The sequence below is a fragment of the Nitrospira japonica genome (assembly GCF_900169565.1).
Taxonomy (GTDB): domain Bacteria; phylum Nitrospirota; class Nitrospiria; order Nitrospirales; family Nitrospiraceae; genus Nitrospira_C; species Nitrospira_C japonica_A.
Map to the genome: position 1 here is coordinate 3641108 of NZ_LT828648.1, position 20723 is coordinate 3661830.

The 20723-nt window shown below is 53.0% G+C and carries 17 protein-coding genes and 1 pseudogene; 1 reads left to right on the plus strand and 17 read right to left on the minus strand.

Annotated elements, in window-relative coordinates; all coding sequences use genetic code 11:
* Nucleotides 1–72: 72 nt before the first annotated feature.
* From NSJP_RS17310 to NSJP_RS20215, 6 genes and pseudogenes are all read right to left on the minus strand, one after another.
* Nucleotides 73–699 (minus strand): hypothetical protein, encoded by a 627-nt coding sequence (locus NSJP_RS17310; protein ID WP_155970386.1) that lies wholly within the window; start codon nt 697–699, stop codon nt 73–75.
* A 455-nt stretch (nt 700–1154) separates the two neighbouring features.
* A complete protein-coding gene (locus NSJP_RS17315; protein ID WP_231989419.1) occupies nt 1155–2162 on the minus strand; it encodes a right-handed parallel beta-helix repeat-containing protein in 1008 nt (335 codons plus the stop codon).
* Between the two features lie 66 nt (nt 2163–2228).
* Nucleotides 2229–2480, minus strand: a pseudogene (locus tag NSJP_RS20210) (hypothetical protein); the annotation flags it as partial.
* 50 nt (nt 2481–2530) lie between these two features.
* Nucleotides 2531–3436, minus strand: a complete 906-nt coding sequence (locus tag NSJP_RS17320; protein ID WP_080888128.1) for a polysaccharide deacetylase family protein — start codon at nt 3434–3436, stop codon at nt 2531–2533.
* Nucleotides 3421–4077 (minus strand): class I SAM-dependent DNA methyltransferase, encoded by a 657-nt coding sequence (locus NSJP_RS17325; protein ID WP_080888129.1) that lies wholly within the window; start codon nt 4075–4077, stop codon nt 3421–3423. Before NSJP_RS17325 ends, NSJP_RS17320 begins: the two co-directional genes overlap by 16 nt.
* Nucleotides 4061–5095: a glycosyltransferase family 2 protein gene (locus NSJP_RS20215; protein WP_080888130.1), complete on the minus strand. Its 1035-nt coding sequence runs from the start codon at nt 5093–5095 to the stop codon at nt 4061–4063. The genes NSJP_RS17325 and NSJP_RS20215 overlap by 17 nt, the downstream gene beginning before the upstream one ends.
* A gap of 208 nt (nt 5096–5303) precedes the next feature.
* On the opposite strand from NSJP_RS20215, the gene NSJP_RS17335 reads away from it, so the two are divergent.
* Nucleotides 5304–6749 (plus strand): right-handed parallel beta-helix repeat-containing protein, encoded by a 1446-nt coding sequence (locus NSJP_RS17335; protein ID WP_080888131.1) that lies wholly within the window; start codon nt 5304–5306, stop codon nt 6747–6749.
* A 130-nt stretch (nt 6750–6879) separates the two neighbouring features.
* Here the strand turns inward: NSJP_RS17335 and NSJP_RS17340 are convergent, their stop codons facing one another.
* From NSJP_RS17340 to asnB (NSJP_RS17390), 11 genes are all read right to left on the minus strand, one after another.
* Nucleotides 6880–7596, minus strand: a complete 717-nt coding sequence (locus tag NSJP_RS17340) for a class I SAM-dependent methyltransferase (RefSeq protein WP_080888132.1) — start codon at nt 7594–7596, stop codon at nt 6880–6882.
* An 86-nt stretch (nt 7597–7682) separates the two neighbouring features.
* Nucleotides 7683–8744: a lipid II:glycine glycyltransferase FemX gene (locus NSJP_RS17345; protein WP_080888133.1), complete on the minus strand. Its 1062-nt coding sequence runs from the start codon at nt 8742–8744 to the stop codon at nt 7683–7685.
* 76 nt (nt 8745–8820) lie between these two features.
* Nucleotides 8821–9597, minus strand: a complete 777-nt coding sequence (locus tag NSJP_RS17350; protein ID WP_155970389.1) for a hypothetical protein — start codon at nt 9595–9597, stop codon at nt 8821–8823.
* 200 nt (nt 9598–9797) lie between these two features.
* On the minus strand, nt 9798–10934 hold the full coding sequence (locus NSJP_RS20220; RefSeq protein ID WP_080888135.1) for a glycosyltransferase: 1137 nt from the start codon (nt 10932–10934) through the stop codon (nt 9798–9800).
* Nucleotides 10935–11023: 89 nt separating this feature from the next.
* The gene (gene asnB / locus NSJP_RS17360) at nt 11024–12976 is read right to left on the minus strand and encodes an asparagine synthase (glutamine-hydrolyzing) (RefSeq protein WP_172834432.1); all 1953 of its coding nucleotides are present in this window, start codon (nt 12974–12976) and stop codon (nt 11024–11026) included.
* A gap of 1 nt (nt 12977) precedes the next feature.
* Complete coding sequence (locus tag NSJP_RS17365; RefSeq protein ID WP_080888137.1) at nt 12978–14108, minus strand: glycosyltransferase; 1131 nt, start codon at nt 14106–14108, stop codon at nt 12978–12980.
* A gap of 21 nt (nt 14109–14129) precedes the next feature.
* Nucleotides 14130–15362, minus strand: a complete 1233-nt coding sequence (locus NSJP_RS17370) for an O-antigen ligase family protein (RefSeq protein ID WP_155970392.1) — start codon at nt 15360–15362, stop codon at nt 14130–14132.
* Nucleotides 15359–16546: a glycosyltransferase family 4 protein gene (locus tag NSJP_RS17375; RefSeq protein ID WP_080888139.1), complete on the minus strand. Its 1188-nt coding sequence runs from the start codon at nt 16544–16546 to the stop codon at nt 15359–15361. Before NSJP_RS17375 ends, NSJP_RS17370 begins: the two co-directional genes overlap by 4 nt.
* Nucleotides 16547–16552: 6 nt before the next feature.
* Complete coding sequence (locus tag NSJP_RS17380) at nt 16553–17776, minus strand: SGNH/GDSL hydrolase family protein (RefSeq protein WP_155970394.1); 1224 nt, start codon at nt 17774–17776, stop codon at nt 16553–16555.
* Nucleotides 17777–17780: 4 nt separating this feature from the next.
* Entirely contained in the window at nt 17781–18872 is a 1092-nt protein-coding gene (locus tag NSJP_RS17385; protein ID WP_155970397.1) for a glycosyltransferase family 4 protein, read from the minus strand.
* A complete protein-coding gene (gene asnB, locus NSJP_RS17390) occupies nt 18869–20722 on the minus strand; it encodes an asparagine synthase (glutamine-hydrolyzing) (protein WP_172834434.1) in 1854 nt (617 codons plus the stop codon). The genes NSJP_RS17385 and asnB (NSJP_RS17390) overlap by 4 nt, the downstream gene beginning before the upstream one ends.
* Between the last annotated feature and the right edge of the window lies 1 nt (nt 20723).

Below are 20723 nucleotides of genomic sequence, written 5' to 3' on the forward strand. Positions count from 1 at the left end.
GCCTCTCGTGCAGGGAATCTCCTCGGCTGGGCGCGATACAGACCAAAATGTCAGGTAATAATCTAGGCAGGACTAGCTTCGGCCATTGGTATGAAAAATCTTATGCCAGAGCCACCTTCGCTCGAGCGCATTTCTCTCCGCCGTCGTAATGACGTGTGAACCTCTGACATGGCGGACATAATCGAGCAGTGTCCGGACCGGGACGAACCACCCGTTCATGCGGCTGATGCGTTCCAGAAGAAATTTGAATCGGCTGTTCAGTTCGCCATTGACAAAAAAGCCCGAGGCCAGATGCGTATACATGATGCAGGCGCCCCCTTCCAGGGCCAATCTGTCTTGATTGGACTCGCACAATGTTTCGGTGAAGGAGTCAACTCCGCGCCCTTCCGAGGCGGCAAACCAATAATTCACGTAAGGCCGCAGGGCATCATGATAAGGCATGACAGGACATGCCTTTAGCGTGTTGATATCATCCAAGGTGAAGTTGCGAACATATCTGATGTTGTCTTTGCAGAGATCGCCCCAAAACAGAGGGCTTGTTTCAATATGGCCTTCAAACGTCTGGCTTTGACCGTTCGGACGCAGATGAAGCAAGTCATAAATGACTCGCTGAATTCCCGATAAGCGGGCACGCCCCCAATATATGCCCTCATAGCATCCGGTATGATTGGCGAAAGAATTGGGATAGTGGTTGAACAAGCGACGAAACGTCTCAAGGCCTCGCCGCGTCTCCTCTCGTACGGACGTATGATAGGTGACATTGTGGAGCGCGATCTCAAAGCCGTCGTCCTGCAGGTCCTGCATCCATCGGAGATAAGGCTGATCCTCGCACGTAGTGCCGCCTATCCGAGGCGTGCAGTTGCCTTTGATGGGCCAGACGGCCTTTGTAGTACGCAGCCCCAGGTCTCCTATGAAAGAATAGAGCGCCGCTACGTTTTCGACGGTGTCACAATCGGGATCGTCGAAAATCGTGAAGGCAAAGTCTTTTCCGTCAGGCCACACTATCCTTTGAGGCATCGTTGCCCGTGGTCACGCATACGATATCGGATCCGCAGTTGAGCACATCACGACTGTTTCGCCGGATGATTTTCTGATGTCGTGCCAAGTCAGGGCAGTCTATGCTCGGTAGGGATAGGCGTCAGAGGGGACGGTTCTCAAGGAAATACATACTCATAGGCACCGATATCGTGCTGCGCACCCTGAGGTCGGCGAACTCTGGCAAAATCATCTGTCACCTCGCTCAATGATGTACCCGTGTCAATCGCAGGACTTCCTTGTTGCAGAGAAAAATCATGTGAGGCCGCATTTTTGAACTTTGGATCGATCAATAAGTTGGTTAGCAAGACCATCCCTTTGTCCGTTCCATCACTGGAAATGTTGGTTGGATTTTGATAGACGATGTTGTTTGTGATCGCGGTATCTGTTGGAGCGTTGCTGAGCAGAATGCCAAACCGTCCATTGTTAACGATCGTATTGTTATACACTTTGGCCCCGGTCAGGCTTCCGTTCGCTGCATCGATGTTGATGCCTGCGATCTCGTTCGCATAGCTGATATTGTTGTAGAGGATATTCCCATTCCCTCCTCGCAGGACCGCAAAGCCGATGTAGTTGTTGTACGCGATGTTGTTATAAATCTGATTCCCCGTTCCAGAACTGGTGAAAAAACCGGCTGACCATCGATCGGGGTCGAGGTCCTTGCTATTGTCGTGGAAGATGCTGTTGCGAACTACATTATTGAACACGTTCCCGCTGGGCGTGTCATAGAATTTTCCGCCGTTGCCCGCATTGTTGTACACCTCGCACCCATCGATCAAATTACTGTCGGTCGTGATATAGAACCCGTGGAAGTTGTCGTCGGGGACGCCGTTGGTATAGCCATTGTCGTGCACTTTGAGGTTGATAAATTCATTAAATCGAGTCGCCCCGTTGGAATTGAACGACAAGATGACGCCATTGGACTTTCCATTCTTGATTTCACCGTTGGCGAATCGCACGTGGTGCGCGCCCCCGTTGAGGCCAATGACATCGCTCTCCGCATTGGACCCGTCGAAGATAATGCCGTCAAAGATCACATACTGGATGTAGGGATGAGCAAGATTGACTACCGCCGGGCCAGCTCCGGGTCGCATCGTCACAACCTGGCCAGGTACGGCCGCAATCATGACCGGCTTGTTCCAGGAACTCCCGCTAGGAATAGTACTCTCATTGCTATCGAGTCTCTCTGCGTACGTTCCACCTGCGATGTAGAGTGTATCGCCAGAAGTCAATACACTGATTCCATGGCGAATTGTCTGGAAAGGACTCGTCCGTTCTCCTGAGTTTGAATCATTTCCCGTTGTAGCGACATAGTAGACTGAGCCGTTGGATTGACTAACGGATTGGGATGAGTCGGACGGTGCGCAACCTCCCAGGTAGACGATCGCGAGGATGATCACTCGGGCGACGGCATGATCGCAGACTATCCTCAGGGTTGCAGTCATCCGAGCCCAAAAGGGATCATTTCAACGCAAGGGGCATGGGGGAGGATGAATCAAGAAAGTCCAGAAGTCCGTTTACGGATTGAGCCTCGATTGACACTAGGAAGCTCGAACTCAGGCCAAACTTGGGAAGCGAGCATATCCTGCATACGCTGTCCTCCAAATTCATGCACAAATGAGTTGAAGCGCCGTTCAAAATATCTCCGGCCTGCTCCTTGGTGCCATCGGACACTCAACGGAAGCGAGATCGGAATCTCCTCAAGTTCCCATACGTCGAACTCATAGGGATGGCAGTAAAAGACGAACGGAGCAGTCTTCATCACCTGCCGCGCCAGCGAACGAGTCAGAAACCCGGGCAGCAGTCGATGGTATCCCCCGCCGCCGACAGGCCAGTTTTTCCCTAACATCTGAAACGTCGCCAATGGAGCCTCTTGAATGGTACGACCGTTCGCCAGCTTCACACGCACCGGCGCACCTGGCCAATCAGGAATTCCATACCGGACGACTCGAACCGGCACAACACTGGAATCGTACTGAAAGCCTGCTTCCGCCAGTGCATCAAATGCCCATAGAGTGTTTTCGACTATCGAAAAGTCCGGAGCGCGATATCCCACTACAGGCTCTCCGGTAATCTGCTCCAACAGATCCTTTGACCGCCGAACATCCGCCAGAAACTCGTCTGGTGACAACTGCGCAATCTCCATATGTCCATATCCATGGCACGCCACTTCGTGCCCATCGGCTTGGATTTCCTTGACAAGATAGGGAAAACGTTCGGCGAGTTTGCCAAGTATAAACATCGTTGCCCGCACGTTCGCGTTACGAAGAATCCGGAGCACACGCCGCGTATTGCCCACAGCCCGGTCCGTAATCGGAAGATCACGATTCCAGGTCGATTGCGGCCAGTCCTCGACGTCGATCGAGATGACCGGAGGCCCGCAGGTCAAGGTTTTACGCATACGTGGTAATCCATGCCGGCGCCCGGAATTTTTCTCACTTCCACGGAACGGAATCCTGCGGCCTTGCAGAGCCTCTCGATGTCCGATTCGGTATAGAAGTAGACGGGGCACCGTCTGAGACGGTAACGCACTCTCCTAAACGGCGTGCGAAACCAATGTTTGCTAGGAAAGGAGATAACGGCTGACCGTCTAACAACCGGTTTTAGTGCGGTTAAAAAGGAAGCGGCATCCTCGACATAGTCCATCACGCCCATGACAATCGCGTGATCATGAGGTGTCACTGGTGCTCCGGGAAATTTGTCCTCTACCAAAATGCATCGTTCGTCGGCAAACCCACTGTTTCGAACACGAAGACGTCCAAGAGTCAGCATGTTTGGCGCCGGATCTATGCCCGTCACCAGGGAAGCGCCACGCTTGAGCGCCTCAGTGATGTAGGGTCCTGATCCACATCCGATATCCACAATGGATTGCCCTCGTATGTTATCGAGAGCATCAAAAGTGAGTGTGTATCGTATGAACATGTCGCTTCGGAAGGTGCAGTCGACCCAGCGCATGAATGCATTGCGCTTTTCATCGTAAATCGTATCGAACGTGTCCGCGAAGCCGTTAAAGAAGGTCGCAGCACTAGGTTCTTGACGCATGACATTCTCCTTTCATGTGAGACGGGGACGAAACCACGGGGCGACGGCTGCTCACAGCCGCCCAGGTAAAACCGGTGGCATAAGCCGTATGTATGATCGAAGCGGCGACTGGCACGAGAAGGCCGATCCTCCACCCACTCGTTCGCACTAGACCCACACCTACTGCGGTAAGGATTCCTCCGTAGATAAAGGGCAGAAACGCTGCGGTCAGCCGCCACCAACTAGGGAGCAGAAGTCCTCCAACCAAAGTTATGCAGGAGAGCAACAGAAAACACGGAGGAACAATCTGCCGAAAAGCCGATGGAAGACGGTGTTTTCTTAGCACCGCCACACGCCAATAACCATATTGGAAATATTGTCGGAATAGCTCAGACGGCGTTTCCCGCACGAAGTAAGTACATTGCGCTTTGGGTGAAATGAAGACTTTTTCTCCATGCAACGCGACACGATAGTTGAGCTCATCATCCTGATTGCGAATTAAACTCGGATCATACAGCCCGATCTTGTCAAAGACGGCCTTACGAAACATGGGAAAACAGGCGCCCTCTGCATATCCCTCGTAGTTGGGATATCTGTGTTTTGCATTACCGATCCCAACGGGGTGCGCCATGACCGCAGCGACGGCACGCCCAAATAGTCCCCGCCCCTTGCTGATAATCGGTCCTCCAACGCAACAGGCCTCGGGATGGGCGGCTAGAAGTTCGGTGCAGGTACGCACGTATGTGGGCGCATACTCCGTATGGGCACCCAAGATGGCGACATGCTGACCACGAGCTGCCTCAATACCGATGTTGAACGCGCAGGGTGTAGAACGGGAGGGATTGTCGACGACTCGGAGGTTGGTATTAGGCTTCGCGAGTCGCGCAAGGATTTCCCGAGTTCCGTCATCAGACATTCCATCGACGACCACCACCTCGAAATCCGTGGGCGGGAAATCTTGAGCAAGTATCGAGCGTATGCAAAGCTCTATGTACCGGCTCTCATTCCTACAAGGAACGATGATTGACACTAAAGGCATTGTATTCACAGCAATTTTCGGTATGCTGAGTCGTACAGAGTGTAGGTAATTTGCAACAATGCGCTGTTAAGGTTCAGGCTCGGATCGTGGCTTCCCCCATAGCAATTGCTATAATACCCAAAGAGAGGATGTGGCATTGATTTTGCTCCTGAATCGACAGGGCTAGCCCCCTAGCCGATCTCGTGGTTATGGACTACAGGAGTACGATATGCACAACCCATCCTTCACGAATGAACCATGTTCGCACCGCGCCAGATACTTTCAAATGAATGTGACGCCTTGGCTTGAAGAGTCGAAGAGAAGTCACCTCACACGGATCGCCAGGCTCGGCTGCATTCGTGTGTTTGTCTTGGGGGTTACTTTGTTCGCCGGAACAATCGCTGAGGCAGCAACCTATTACGTAGCGACCAATGGCAGCGACAGCCGTACGTGCGGTGTTGCGACCAATGCCTCCAATGCAAAGCGTACAATTGGGAGCGCGGTTGGCTGTCTTATGCCTGGCGATACGCTCTACATTGCCGGCGGAACCTATGTTGAGAGACTCGATAGCAACTCAATGACGATTCCGGCAGGGACATCATGGACACAAGCAGTCAAAATTGCGGCTTCACCTGGCCAAGTTGTGACGATGCGACCCGGAGCTGGCCCGGCGGTAGTCAATCTTGCTCATCCCTACATCCAGTACGTGATCTTTGACGGCATTATCTTTGACGGCTCTAATACCGGAAGCGATGTCATTGGTCTTAACGGGGGCGCGCACCACGTGCGATTCGCCAACAGTGAAATCAAGAATGGCAGGTACAATGGCATCATTTTGTCCTTCAATTATAATGGAGCGGCGCGATTCAATGAATTTATCAACCTCAAAGTGCACGACAATGGCTATACCAACGGCGTCCCCGACGACTACTTCCACGGGTTCTATATCACGACCGACAGTAATTTGATCGATGGGTGCGAGGTGTACAACAATGCGGGCAACGGCGGAAAATTCTATGACACGCCCAGCGGGAACGTGTTCAATAATGTAGTTCGCAACAGCATCTTCCACGACAATAGCAAGGACCTCGACCCCGATCGATGGTCAGCCGGTTTTTTCACCAGTTCTGGAACGGGGAATCAGATTTATAACAACATCGCGTACAACAACTACATCGGCTTTGCGGTCCTGCGGGGAGGGAATGGGAATATCCTCTACAACAATATCAGCTATGCGAACGAGATCGCAGGCATCAACATCGATGCAGCGAACGGAAGCCTGACCGGGGCCAAAGTGTATAACAATACGATCGTTAACAATGGACGGTTTGGCATTCTGCTCAGCAACGCTCCAACAGATACCGCGATCACAAACAACATCGTCTATCAAAATCCAACCAACATATATAGCGATGGAACCGATAAGAGGACCGTTTTAAAGACAAATCTATTAGTCGACCCAAAATTTAAGAATGCTGCAGCCAGAAATTTTTCCCTACAGACAGGCAGCCCTGCGATTGATGCAGGCACTGCATTGAGCGAGGTGACAACCGATTTCTCGAAAGTTCAAAGGCCGCAAGGTTCCAGCTACGATATCGGAGCATTTGAAGGTGGTGATGGCCCCACGGCCGATACAACCCCTCCTCTTCCTCCCACCAACGTACAATTGTTCTAGAAAACCATAACCGCATAGTGGGGCCCCATGCGTCAGTGAGGATGTTATACGCTGACGTCAGCGTTAAATCTCTCACACTGACGGATGTAATTCGCAGCGATTCTCCCAGCTACTTCTATAGACACTACAATCATTTCGACACGCAATATTGGAAGCTTGTCCAATTTGCCCCGACTGTGGAGTCTTCTCGGACATCAATAAGAGTTCCACCCGCTTGCTCAACAATACTCACAACTTCAAATCTTGTCATGGAATGGACTTCGAATCCGTATTTTGCTCGACGGTATCGGTTCACCCAGCTAGGGGGAATGATGCGAAATGCAAAGCCTTTGACTGTTGTCGCAGGTTCCGCTGGCAACTGGAAGATTAGTGCACCTCCTGGTGCTAACACGCGCAGAAATTCCTTGAGGTAGTTTTTAGCAAACGCTGGTTCCATGAGGTACAATGTTCCCATGCTGCATATGTAATCGATGCTGCCCGTTTCAAATCCACGCAAATCGTTGGTCAAATTAAGCAGATACTGACACTTGGATCCATGGCGGTTGTGAGCTTTTGCAATATTAATGATTGACGGAGCAATATCGATTCCGAACACCTGATCAAAATACTTGGCCAATGCCTGGGTAGATCTACCCAGGCCGCAGCCAAAGTCCAGCGCTCTGTTATGGTTCAGTTTGATGCCGAGGCTAGAAATATACATGATCAGGTGGTCAGTCTCGCTCAGCCCAAACGAAAAATATTCATCGAGTTTCGACAGGCGTCCTCTGAGGCTTGCTGGGAGCATCGCAAGCAGAGGTTCTGTTTTTCCCAGTCTGTCCATACTGGACTGCATTTCCTGAAGATCCATTGTCTGCTCCTTGAAGTGGTGGTGTTCATCAATTACATGCTCTGATGAGCCTTTACCAGACCTACTAATGCCCAGACTTACTCACCCTATGATCGGTCGGCTTGGTATCTCACTAGAGTTCGAATGATCGGTTTGAGGACCTTCTCCGCTGCGCGTGTCGCTCGAGCCAAGAATGGACGATAGACTTTAGTCCGCGGTGCATGCCAACTCTGCTCCATTGGGCGAAACCCACGCTTGAATTGTTCAACGCCCGACGAGACAGTGTTAACAAGGTCGTATGTGGCGACACGTCGTTTCATTGCTTCGAGAATTGCGTGCCAATGCAGAAATTCAGCTGGACGACGCTCACTGAATTCTCTGCGGAAAGCCCCTGCCAAATAATAAGCAGTTTGGCCTGTATACAGGATATAAATTGCGCCTACCAGAGTGTCCTTCCACCATGCTTGCATGAGACTAACCCCTCCTTTGGGTGCAAACCATTCCCAGGTTGACCGCATGCTTGCGTAGGGACGAGCACTGTACCCCTTTTGCATTGCCTGCTGCGCAACCAATTCGTAGACTTTGTGAAACGTTGCCTCATCTGCGGTGGTTCTTAGTTCAAATTCACTGGAAAGTGATTTGCGAATGTATTGTCTTGTCCGAGGGCGGAACGTCATCAGTACTTCCGCTTCACTCTTTCCAGCAAGATCAACTGTGACGGGAGTACTGCTAAAACGGTGGCTGCCGAACATCGGTGGGTCTGTAAACCCGATTTCATGAAGGCGTGAGAGTAGGACGGAATTCTCGGTCAATTCGTGTGGATAGACCTGGGCATAAATTGCTCGGCTTTCAACGCAAATCTCGTCGAGCCTAGCCATTAAGAGTGACCAGCTCTGTAATGACGGAATCGACGGCAACGGTCCATGGGGGATGATAAAGATCCGCCATGGCAACCAGGGTAGTTTGGTGACCAAGAATCCGACTCCAGCACGAATCACCCCGTTAATCTCACACACCAAAACGTGAGGAGTAAATCCCATGCTTTGATAAGAATGCAGCCAACCGTATGTTTGAAAGAAATGAGCCCCAGGCAGGTCAAAGACGTATCTATCCCAAGCCGCGAAGTCTTTTTCGCTTGCGCACAGGCGAACAACGACTGTATCTGGCATGTTTCTATGAGTGACAACGAGCAGTATCAGAGGCGTCTTGTTACGAGTACTTCACGGCACTTGTATTTGAACTTGCTCACTGCTTATCAGTGAGTGTCGCAAGTAGCCCGGCCGTCTTGCGCAAGGATCGGTTCATCGGGCGAAGTGCCAACAATCTATTCACAGTCCAGAACGTCAAGCGGTTTGTAAAGGGGCGCAATAAAGGATGGAGCTCAAAAGCTCTATGTACTGGTTGTGCGCTAAATCCAACTTTCGTCTTAAACGCGTGGAGTCCTTCGGCACTCGTCCCTGGCTGGATTGAACTTGCACCGTAACTTACAAGCCTTCTACCCTCATGAACTAGGTATTGCGAAAGTACCGTATACATCAAGATGTCGTTCGGCCTGAATTCCAGGAGCGCATCTCTTGAGAAACAGCCTTCAATCTCGGCCCAATCATCCACTTCGGTAATGGACAAAAAGGCCGCCAGCAGGTTGTCCTTCCATGCACCGACGAAGACATGGGCTCGACATTGAGCCCGGACGCTGAAGCGTTTGCGAAAAGCATCTTCGGTCCCGTCCGCAAGGCCCACGCGCCGCCGCGTATCAGAAAAGGCAGGTAGGCCGTGCTGGATTACATCCTCAGCTGTTAAGGGAGCGACTCTCAATTCCTTTAACGCGCGCCGCACATTGCGCCGCATGCTTGGAGCAAGTTTTTCAAGCGAATATCCTGGGTCTTCACAGATATAGAGCCATGCGTTAGGCGGATGCTCAGCGCTAGTTTTCATCAAGTAGCTAGCAACGCCCGCCCGTCCTTGCTTGATGACCCGTCTGACTTCGCCGGGATCGGGAGAGTCCAAACAGAAGGTGGGCATGCGCCCGAGCGTATGATTCTCAACTTGGACCCAAAATGTCCCATGCGAACCAGTGACAATTCTGGCACCCTGCCGAGATAATATAGACCCGTATTCAGGCAAAGTGACAGTTGTCCTGCGGCACCTTGCTGTGGATTCAGGAGGCATACGGCTCGAATTTGAGCTGAGACCGGTCGGTAGATCCCGGGGCTGCGCGAACTTTACAAGCGGCTGTGCAATCGGGATAGCTCTGGGATTGATTCGCCGCCCAGAAGAGACAGATAGACATTGCGAACCTGCTCCGCTATGTGGGAGAGACCTAAGCTTGCAACGAGCTCCCGACCATTGCTTCTTTCTCTGGTTTGTAGGATCTCAACTACGGCATCACCAAAGACTCGAGGCTCTCTTGGTACTACCCGAGAAGGTCTTACATCGGCCAATCTCTCAGCTACGTCACCTACAGGAGTAGAGACGATAGGCAGGTTGCATGCTAGGGCCTCCTTAACCATATTGGGGGACCCCTCTACGAGACTGGCGAATAGAAGAACGTCGGACGCTCGATAGTACAGTGGCATCCGAGATGGTTCGACATTCGAGATGATCTTTAACTCGGCAGTGGGAACTTGACGTCGTACATTCGCCATCGCGGCTTCGACGAGTTCAAGCCCTTTCAGTTTCTCCCGGTCTCCCCCTATGCTAAAGAGAGCAATAGGTCGATCTAGGTCCCATCCTAACTCTTTGCGAGCTAGATGTTGTGGTCCGGGCTTGAATAGTTCGAGGTCAACTCCATCCGGTATGACGAATGCTCGACGCCGCCACCATAAAGTTTGGTGCAACTCTTCACTTACGCAGATTACTTCAGAAGCCCACACAGCGGCCAAATTGGACAGCAGGAATCCGAGATACTGACGCAACAAGGGAATTTGTGGTCGGAGTAGCAGATCTCCTCCGCAAAAAGTTACTACGGACGGCCTCCCCGACAATGTCGACATAAAGCCCACGATAGTTCCATTTCTGCCATGAATGACATCTGGCTTAATGCTGTCAATCAGCCGTCTTAGCTTCAACCATTTCTTGAAGCACTGACTCAACGAAAGACTGGTTCCAACGTCAAACGTTGTTATCCTTACTCCCACATTTTCCAGAGAGTTTACCTGGCGATCGACAAACACACCTGCTGGAGAGCATTGTTTTTTCACACCCCAGTGATTGGATACAACTAGTACATGTATCTCACGTGCGGGTATGGCCTGTTCGTCCCAGCCAACCTGCGATGATACGGCGATCCCTTCGTCCACAGATGATAGGCTCAGCGTACTTTCACTGTTCTTGGACACGTGTTGATTAGTGTACGGCATAGTTTGACGAATGGAGCCACAAGGGCGATTTGCAAATCTACGAGTCAGAAGGAGAGCAAGACCCTCAGGCCCGCAGGCAATTAGTTGACCTAGTTCAAATTGAGGCAAGGCACGGACATCGCCGGAAATTGATCGGGCTTTCGGCTTATTGCCAGTTGCAAGGAAAGTAGCATGATGATTCGTTGGTACAGTCCTTGTCGCGAAGTGTCGTGAGACTGTTTCCCATCACAGAAACCCTCGATGATGGGGCGATAGACCTCAGGCCTGAAGAACTCGGAAATCCGGCTGGCTCGACCGAGGAGTGCCTCCTTTAGCCGTGTTTTAAAATCGGCATCGACCCACCTGTCGACCGGTACTCCGAATCCACACTTGGACTTTCGAGCAACGGCAGGAGGTAGCCATCGCTTGGCAACTTCACGCAAGATGATCTTGCAAGTTTTGCCATGCACTTTGAGGTGGTAGGGAAGGCAGAGGCCGAGCGCAAAGAGATCTTCGTCCAGCATCGGCACCCTGACCTCAAGACTTTCCTTCATGCTCGCGTTGTCAACCTTGAACAGAAAGTCGTTACAAAGCACCAAGCGGACATTGACCTCGGTCGCAAGCGCAGACAATCGTTCAATTCTTGACGGTGTCTTGCGAAAGACATAATCCCATCGCGGTTCAAACAAGCGTCTGATCGAATCGACTTTACCCTCGTCCCAAGACAAACGCTGCAGCTCCTTACCGCGAATCCATGAATAAAGATCCTGGATGATGGCGATATCGTCAACGCCAGAAAATTCACGCAGTCGGCTCGGGATGTGTGGGGGGATTAAGCAGAGCCGGGAAAATGGAGTCAATACAGCGGCCCCGGCCCACCACATCGGCGAAGGGATGAGCTGGAGTCGGGCAATCCTAGCGAGTTGCCAGTAGAGATTGTAGCCGCCGAATCCCTCGTCGCCTCCATCTCCCGAAAGCGCTACGGTTACATGTTGTCGCATAAGCCGGCACACGGCGTTCAGGGCGAAGATCGACGTATCGGCAAATGGCTGGCCCGCATGCGACAGCAGATTCGTAATACGGGTCCAAGTTCCTTTTTCTCCATCCATGTCGAGGACGGTGTGATCACTTCCGATATGGTTCGCGACCGATTTCGCTGCCCAGGTTTCGTCATAGGCGTCGTCAGAAAAACGCACGTTGAAGGTTTGTAGCCCTCCGCCGATGGCTTGCTGTGCCGCGGTGCTGACAAGGGAAGAATCGATGCCCCCGCTTAAGAGGCAGCCGAGCGGAACGTCGCTATCCAACTGCCGCTCGACCGACGAACGCAGCAGACCTTCTACCCTCCCGGCTACTTCGTCTGTTTGCATCGTCGGATCGGGCGCGACTGTCCAACGATGATGGCGCTTAATCCTCCATGTGACTTTCTGATGTTCCATCCGTGCCTCGAGGAGTTCACCTGCGTCGAGCGCCCGGATGCCTCGGTAGAATGTCTCCGGCGCCGGAATATAGAACAGTGCCGCATAGTCGTAGACCGCCTGCCTATCGATCCGAAGATCCATACCAGGCAGGTTTCGCAGTGCATTGATTTCGCTTGCAAAGGAGAGCCGCTCTTCTTCGGGTGCGTAAAAGAGGGGTTTGATGCCGAAGCGATCCCGGGTGAGTACCAGACTATGGGATCGAGTATCATAGAGTGCGATCGCAAACATTCCACGAAGGACATTGACAAACTCCGTTCCCATCTCCTCATACAAATATGGGATGATTTCCGAGTCGGAATGCCCTGTGAAGCGATACCCTTTCCCCTCCAACCGCCGGCGCAGTTCACGATGGTTATAGATCTCTCCATTGAACACCGACCAGATGGTTCCACCCGCGTTGCTCATCGGCTGCTTGCCTGCAGGAGACAAATCAATGATGCTCAGTCGTGTGTGCACCAGTGTGGCATCCGGCAGCGATAACAGACCGTCACCATCCGGGCCCCTATGGCGCAAGGCTCGCACCATGCTCCGAGCCACTACTTCTGCATTTTCCCGATGCCCAATCCATCCCCCGATGCCGCACATCTCATTCGTCCTTCCAACCGGCCGCTTTATAGGCATCCAGCGTACGCGAGACGAGTCCATGAACGCTGAAATCCCGTTCCGCCCTTGCACGAGCATTTTCACCCATCGACTGACAGAGCAGTTGGTCCGTGAGTAGTGCGGCCGCGCGGTCGGCCAGAGCGGCATCGTCCCCAGGCGACACGACGAAGCCCGACGCGCCGTTCTCGATCAAATGCCTAACATCTCCCGCATCGGTCGCCACCACTGCTCTTCCTGCAGCCATAGCCTCCATTACGACATTCGGACATCCTTCTGCGTCAGAGGTATGGACCAGAAAGTTCGCCTTTGCCAAGAGCGTCGGAATGTCACGCACCGCTCCAAGAAACTCCAGGCAATCGGCCACGTGGAGTTCTTGCGCCTGCCCTTCTAGCATCTTGCGTAAGGGTCCCTCCCCTGCGACTTGAACCATGAATCGAAGCTTCCTTCGTTTCAGTTCCCGTACCATCGTCAACAACCGATCCCATCGCTTGATGGGCAGAAGAGACCCCACACTCAGAATAAGCGGCACTCCGCCTAACGGTGGCGGCACCTTGCTAAAGAGGTCCAGATCGACGCCATTGCGAACAACCGACAGTGTCCCGGGACGAAATATGCCAGTCGAGCGCCAGATGGTTTCTGCAGCTTGCAGATTGTTGGAGATGTGATGACGAGGAAACAGCGAACTCAACCTACCGAGCCACGGACCAGCCTTATTTTGTTCGAAGAGAAAATTGCTCCGGATAGATCCAAGACAGATAGCCTGTGTACCTACGGCGGCGTAATACGCCGCAAAGTTCGTATAAAAGGAATAAGAATGAATCACTTCCGGACTCAGTCGTCTCACGAGCGATCGACAATAGGACAGTTTGGCAGATGCGCCTGCTCCCGTCGGAACCGGATGGATGGGAACCTCCAGCGCGGCAAGGTCTGAAAGATAGATGTCGTTTGGACTTGGGTTCCAGAGCATCACTGCCGGCCGATACCGCTTCCGATCGAGAATCCGGAGGAGGTAGCACAGTTGACGCTCGAGACCTCCGCGTCCCAATTGTCCGACAAGATAGAGAAGTCGGCATGAGTGAGGCCGTAATTGAGGATCGCCAAATTCCATCATCATGGAGATTGTACAAATCTACGCCTATCCGGCCCCTTGAAGCTCAAGGGACCGCCCGCGTGGAGCCTGCAACACCGCACGATCTGTCTGGCCCAAGCTCGCTGCGAGTGGTGTGGCCAATGCCACGGTGGCGACCGGCATCATAAAATCGAAATCTCCGCTCTGAACAAACAGCAACGTGTAGATGACAAGTGGCTGGGAAAATGGACCTTCTGGTGTGGATCCTAGATCTTCAAGGAAGGTCACACGAGCTGCCTGCAACAAATAGCAAGAGAACAACACTAGAGGAATGATTCCTGAAGCTTGAGCAAGGAAGAGAAGACAATTGTGGGGTGTAAGATAGCGGCCCGTGTCCACCATTGCACCTGTATGAGATTCCCCGACCCCTACCAACGGGGAACCAACAAAACTCTCTAGCACCAATGGCCATACCGCTAAACGACCTGTTTCCTCCGTACCCCTTGCCCCATACGAGCGGACAGCTTCCCCAAAGAGGCCAAGCTCGACTACGATCCCGGTCAGGCACGCCAGCATAAGGATCGGGAGTAAACCGTGTTTCAACAGATGACGGCCTGCGATGAGGATCGCCACGACCACCGCGACCAGAGTAGCCCGACTCACAGCTAGCGTGACCATATACAGACAAACAGAAGCCGCAAGCCAGGAAAAGAGGCGAGCAAGGTTCCGCTTCGTGAGAAATGCGAGCACCGAAAAATACACGGCGCAGAATCCATACCATTCTGCCATTGAGTTGGGATTGGCATAACCCACGGCCCTATCCAACCCTAGCCGCTGATAGCCTCCAGCTAGGGCGAAAATTTGGATGAAGGGGATAAAAGCTATCCCAATAAAGAACGCGGCCCAGGCAAATCTCCGGAGAAAATTGGTCTTTAGCGCAAGAGATTGAACAACTAGAAGTGTGATCCCCCACAAGATGAACGAACGAACCGTGCCGAGCAATGGCTCGTCATGGACTACTAGTTGAATTAATACATATGTGGCCGCGCAGCTCAGCGGAAAAGCTGCAAGGTGGATCACGGTTAGAAATCGGAAGCGTAGTTGAAAGACACACAAGATCAGAAGAAGAAGCAAGAAGCCCGTCCCGAGGTTGCTGACGAACAGGCCGAATGCCGCGCCCAAAAGCGTATAGAAGAGATACGTGTAATAACCCACTTCAGTAAGGATCGAAGGCACCGGAGTGGGCTGATTCCAAGCAGAAGCGCCTTCCTCATCGAATGGAGTAGAAGAGTGAGTCATTCTTTCACTCCCAAGCGCGAGGTGAGGACATGCTCCAATCGTTCAGCACTTGCGGCCCAGCTATAATGTGTCCTTACGTACTCGACGCCAAAAGCACCGTTCAACTTCAAGGTTGCTCGATCTGCCATCAGCTTCCGCAAACAGGATGTCAGAGAATCATGTGACTGCTGTTCGAACAAATGGCCGCACCCCGCTTCCGCCAGCAACTTGTTTCCTCCAACGTCCGACCCAAGAAATGGGATCCCGCATGCCAACGCCTCGACGATGGCATTGGAGAAATTTTCATACCGGCTTGGCATCACGAGGAGGTCCATGGCGCGATACCAGTCTGCGAGTCGACCATGCGGGACGTCAGGTTCAAGGTGTACGAGCCCTCGAGCCAATTCGCATCTGAGGATGGCTCTGATTGCGCTCTCCTCTTCTCCGCTCCCCACAATTAAGAGTCGAGCATGTGGGGAAACGCGGGCAACCTCGCGGAACGCCGTTGCCAGCAGGTCGACCCCTTTGATGTGTATCAGCCTACCGACATAGCCGATAACGGAGCACTCCTCTGCCCATCCAAGGCTCTGACGAACCGAACGGGAATTCGGGAAAAATGTTCGGCTATCCACTCCCAGCGGGATTTCGATTGCGTGGTCGCCGAGAAACGTTCGGATTTGCACCAAGGCATCCCCGTTGGCGCACACCGCGTGCACTTGCCGCAAGACGGGGGCGAGTTCCTGGGATACAGGTCCCGGTAATCGGAGCACTGTTGGTCGAAATCGCGAAGCCAGGCGGGCGAGTTTCGAGCTACCATGCACATAGATAGCGTCAAACTCAGCCCAGCGGTTTGCGAAGACGTGTTCGGCACGTCGCTGAAATCGGCTTTCGTGCCACCGATGTATGCGCCAACAGATCCCTCCGCGCATCCGGTCCCACTGGTGTTTGAGCAGACTTGTCGATGGAATCCATGATCCGATCGACAGTAGTTGCGCTTGGCCAAATTGTCGGGACCACCACCCTGCCAGTGGAATCGGTGTGACGCCAGGCGGCAGACTGAAGGGGTACTGCCCGCTGGGATTGGCAACAAAGGCGGCCGTGACTCGATGTCCTCTGGTGCTGAACGCGGAGAAAAGGTTGCGCGTAAAGTTTTCTCCACCGCCTCGGAGCACCCCCAACTCAGAATGGAGAACGAGAATGTTCATGAGGTCTTATCGCTCGCTCTTGCTTAAGGGCACGAGATCGTTGTTGTGAAGGAAGGCAAATAGTTCTTCTGCCGCTAGTCGATGCCCCTCATGATTCCAATGACCGCCCTGACTTGATCCAAAGCCGTGTAGAAACACTCCCGTCTTATGATGATAGTCTCGAAAGATCGGCATGAGCTTCAGCATCATGATGCCTTCCTGTTGTGACAGTTCATCGAGAATGCGATCCGGCTGGTCGAAATCAAACAGGTCGCCATACTTATCAGTTAGTTCCTTTGCCTTATGAGGGTGAACCTGTTCCGCATTGGACAGAGTAACAAGGAGGAACCTGCCACCATCCCCTTCGACCGACGCTTTGAACTCGTGAATGATGCCCTTAGTGATGGCCACAGCCTCCTGCCATCGCGAACTCATCTCAGGGCGATAGATGTTGAGGTCAGAGAACTCGTCAGGTTGGATCGTGTTGGTTCTGACATCGCTACCTGACGTGCGTCCTTCGAAGTTCATGTGCCGCAGCTGCTCTCTGAGGAGAAATGCCCGCTCGGACACCAGGCTCACGAAGTAGGAATGACGCGCCAAAGCCTGAAACACGCGCTTCGTCAGCGTGAGGTTATGTTCGTACTCTTCGAAGAGCGAACGGTCCAAGACGAGATTCTTGTTGAGGTCAAACTTAAAATAAAATGAAATGTTGTCTTGATTCAGATATCTCGAGTTGTCATGAAAGTCGTTGATGGTCGTAAAGGCGAGGACAACCAAGTCCGGGTCATATTTGGCACCGAAGTTCAAATACCTCATGTACGCATCGGCGGTTCCAAATCCTGATTGCCCGAGTGCAAGCACCTCAAAGGATTCGGATCGTGCATGCTCATTCAGCTTGCGCTCCAAAATGGCGGAGAATGAATCAGCCAGCGGGACTTGCAAAGCTTCGACGTAAGAATCTCCGAAGACGAGAATACGAAACGTCCCTGCCGGCTTGCCATACGTCCGCTCGTAATCGCGAAATCCGTGCGAATTGAAATAGCCTTCGGAATACCCTTCCTTTGTATGGCGATAGAATGCATTGGGAATATAGGTCGTCCCTAGCTGAGGGATGAACCGGAGATTGGATCTTGTATTGATCTGCACCACAGCCAATCCGGTCTCAATCGTCACCCCAAGCAAGACCAGGGCGACAAGACACAGCGCTAAGCCAGCCGCGATTTTTCGTGGTAGAAAGGCCCGTGTGATCATGTTGCTACGCTTGCAAGGAAGCCCCCGAGACGGCTGCTTCAAAGGCCTCCACGACTGCCGCATCACTGTGATACTGGGTCACGTATCGTTGCGTATGAACGGCGATGTCATCCCGTTGGTCTGCCGAAGCGATCAGTCGTGTGATGTCCCTTACAGCTCCCACGACACCGTTCGACATCGCACCGAGACCGTATCGTTTGATAATGTCGTCCGGATCAATCTCCAGACTCACGACAGGAGTTCCGCTGGACCACGCTTGCAGGAATGTGTTGGGAAATCCCTCACTGCTCGACGTTGAAAGAAGCACGGCGGCGTTCCGAATGATTCCTTCGGCATGTTCAGGCGATACCTGCCCGCAATAGTTGACGTTCGTGAGATCCCGCAGGCGGTTCATGATTTGCTCGCTATAGCCGGCTGTCGTGCCAAACGTGCTTTGCCCGCCGCAAAGGACGAATCGCAGTGCCGGAGCCTTCCTGGCGATTTCAATCAGCAGGTCTGGCCGCTTGTGTCGGCGCAACATGCCTATCCAAGCCACATACTTCTCTCGCATCGCATGGGGCTTTACCGGTGCTCGCGCTCCCGCAATACTTCGTACGATGTATGCCTTGCTGCGCCATTTTGTCGGCAGCCCGGAGAGTTGCCGGCCATGTTGCAAAAAGAGTTTCTCGACTTGGGCCAGACCCCAGGCGTACAAAGGCCATAAGCGGCGTCGGCGCGTGAGGGCTTCACGGGGTTGGATGTCCGTGTCAAACCCCGCGGAAAATATTGTCCGCACGTTGCTTACTCTTGCCAGTTGAACCATAGGGCCCAACAGAGGCTGGGCGCATCGCAGATAGAACCAATTGGGTCGTTCCGACCTCAAGAATCGGAAAAGGGCTGGGAGGTAGGGTCCAATGCCGATCCCAACATAGTCCACACCATCAATCGTTTCCCGTCTTCCTCGTTCCAAACGATGACGCGTTCCGACTTTCACCGACCAACCGGCTGCGGCCAATGCGCGCGCGAGCAACCACTGTTGGCGTTCGGCACCACCGACTGCGGACGGATCTCCCGATGCGTACTCATGGATGCCGTCATTAACGAAGGCGATCTTCATAAATGGACCGATCGCGCCATCGACCACGCGAGGAAGACGAAGGGGTTCCAAAGCTCTCGTCCGATTCCCCCTTGCGACAGATTGAGTCTGTGAAGGCGCCGAAGATACCTGTAGTCAAGACACGATAGGTGGGCTTCGCCCCAGTCCAGCGCCGTTTCGAGCGCTACTCTCCACTGCTGCGCCAGAAAACGATCCAGTGGCACGTCAAATCCATGTTTCGGTCTGTCCCACACCTGCCTTGGGAGAATACGACGGGCGATCGGAATCAGGAGCGACTTGAGCTGTCCGCCCACAATCTTCTGATCCGCGTGAAGTGGGACAATACGATCTATGACCGTTTCGTCCAGATAAGGAACGCGTACCTCGAGTGAGGCCAGCATGCTGGCCCGATCCGTCTTCACTAGGCAGTTTTCACTCAGATACGTTTCAAGGTCTGCTCGCATCAGGACATCCGTGTCGATGTGAGGGCCATAGCGTTTGGCAACGCGTTCCCATGGCTCAAAATAATCTGAAACTTCGGCCGCCTGGTAACAGTCAAATGAAAGAATTTGGCGTAAATCCTTTCTGAATACTGGAAAATCACCATATCTGACCCAGGACCATCGGAAAAGGTCTCTAGGAGGCAACATTCTCCAATATAGATGCGCCATGCCGCGGGGCCTCCACGATAGAGCGCATAGCATTCGTTCGAAAGCTCGATGGCCCGGGAAGCGCGAGTGCCGGCCTTCGCGCCACAAGTATTTTGGGTAACCACCGAAGACCTCATCGCCCCCGTCCCCCGAGAGGGCCACTTTCACGTACCCCGCCGTCATTTTGGACAAGGCATACGTTGGAACAAGTGCCGGATCGGCAAATGGCTCATCAAGCTGGCCCAGCACCGTCAGCAACATTTCGGAACCCAGGTCCTCTGCAGGAAGCACCGTATGATCCGTGCCGAACTGTCTTGCAACGAGACCGGCAATGGATGATTCATCGGCGGCAGCATCTCTGAAGGCAATCGAGAAGGATCGGACAGGCTTTTGGCTTTGCCGAGCCATGAGCGCCACAATCAGTGAGGAATCGATACCTCCGGAGAGAAATGCTCCGATCGGGACATCGCTGACCATTTGGCGCTTCACGGCCTGCTCGAGTAGCGCTTCTAGCTCGAATTCATCGGGAGAACGTGCTGATAGATGCGCAGAGGGAGGCTTCCAATAGCAATCGATTGAAGGCTTTCCCATACCGACGCGCCATTGAAATCGCCGTCCAGGTTCAAGCTTGTATACGTCGTGAAAGATCGTGCGAGGGGATGGAATGTAATCGAATGTCATCAGATCTCGAACCGCGACGGGGTCGATCTGTGTGAAGCCATTCAGTGCACCGAGAGACTCGAGCGTGGATGTGACGATGAGAGCACCATCTCGGCAGGTCCATGAGAGAGGCTTGATCCCCACACGGTCACGCGCTCCGAACACCACCTTCTCCATACGGTCCCAAATCACGAACGCAAACATGCCGTTCAAGTGGTAGACGACGTCTACCCCCCAATGGCGATACCCCTCCAAAAGGATTTCGGTGTCGGACTCTGTTCGGAATACGGCCCCTTCACGCTCGAGCAAACGCCGCAATTCTAAGAAATTGTAGATCTCGCCATTGAAGGCAACGACGTAGCGTCGGTCATGGCTCTCCATCGGTTGGTAACCAGTCTTGAGGTCAATGATGGACAGCCGACGGTGAAACAACCATATATCTTTCTCACGCCATTCGCCGCACGCATCCGGCCCCCGGTGAGCCATCCGAATTGAAGCCGCCCGTGCGACATCGACGTCATATATGGGCTTGTCCTGAAACAGCGCAATAAATCCGCACACG

Bases quoted from the DNA above. Each gene is read 5' to 3' on its own strand.
- NSJP_RS17315 (WP_231989419.1), bottom strand. From the start codon at position 2,162: ATGATTGCGGCCGTACCTGGCCAGGTTGTGACGATGCGACCCGGAGCT.
- NSJP_RS17320 (WP_080888128.1), bottom strand. From the start codon at position 3,436: ATGCGTAAAACCTTGACCTGCGGGCCTCCGGTCATCTCGATCGACGTC.
- NSJP_RS17325 (WP_080888129.1), bottom strand. From the start codon at position 4,077: ATGCGTCAAGAACCTAGTGCTGCGACCTTCTTTAACGGCTTCGCGGAC.
- NSJP_RS20215 (WP_080888130.1), bottom strand. From the start codon at position 5,095: ATGCCTTTAGTGTCAATCATCGTTCCTTGTAGGAATGAGAGCCGGTAC.
- NSJP_RS17335 (WP_080888131.1), top strand. From the start codon at position 5,304: ATGCACAACCCATCCTTCACGAATGAACCATGTTCGCACCGCGCCAGA.
- NSJP_RS17340 (WP_080888132.1), bottom strand. From the start codon at position 7,596: ATGGATCTTCAGGAAATGCAGTCCAGTATGGACAGACTGGGAAAAACA.
- NSJP_RS17345 (WP_080888133.1), bottom strand. From the start codon at position 8,744: ATGCCAGATACAGTCGTTGTTCGCCTGTGCGCAAGCGAAAAAGACTTC.
- NSJP_RS17350 (WP_155970389.1), bottom strand. From the start codon at position 9,597: ATGCCCACCTTCTGTTTGGACTCTCCCGATCCCGGCGAAGTCAGACGG.
- NSJP_RS20220 (WP_080888135.1), bottom strand. From the start codon at position 10,934: ATGCCGTACACTAATCAACACGTGTCCAAGAACAGTGAAAGTACGCTG.
- asnB (WP_172834432.1), bottom strand. From the start codon at position 12,976: ATGTGCGGCATCGGGGGATGGATTGGGCATCGGGAAAATGCAGAAGTA.
- NSJP_RS17365 (WP_080888137.1), bottom strand. From the start codon at position 14,108: ATGATGATGGAATTTGGCGATCCTCAATTACGGCCTCACTCATGCCGA.
- NSJP_RS17370 (WP_155970392.1), bottom strand. From the start codon at position 15,362: ATGACTCACTCTTCTACTCCATTCGATGAGGAAGGCGCTTCTGCTTGG.
- NSJP_RS17375 (WP_080888139.1), bottom strand. From the start codon at position 16,546: ATGAACATTCTCGTTCTCCATTCTGAGTTGGGGGTGCTCCGAGGCGGT.
- NSJP_RS17380 (WP_155970394.1), bottom strand. From the start codon at position 17,776: ATGATCACACGGGCCTTTCTACCACGAAAAATCGCGGCTGGCTTAGCG.
- NSJP_RS17385 (WP_155970397.1), bottom strand. From the start codon at position 18,872: ATGAAGATCGCCTTCGTTAATGACGGCATCCATGAGTACGCATCGGGA.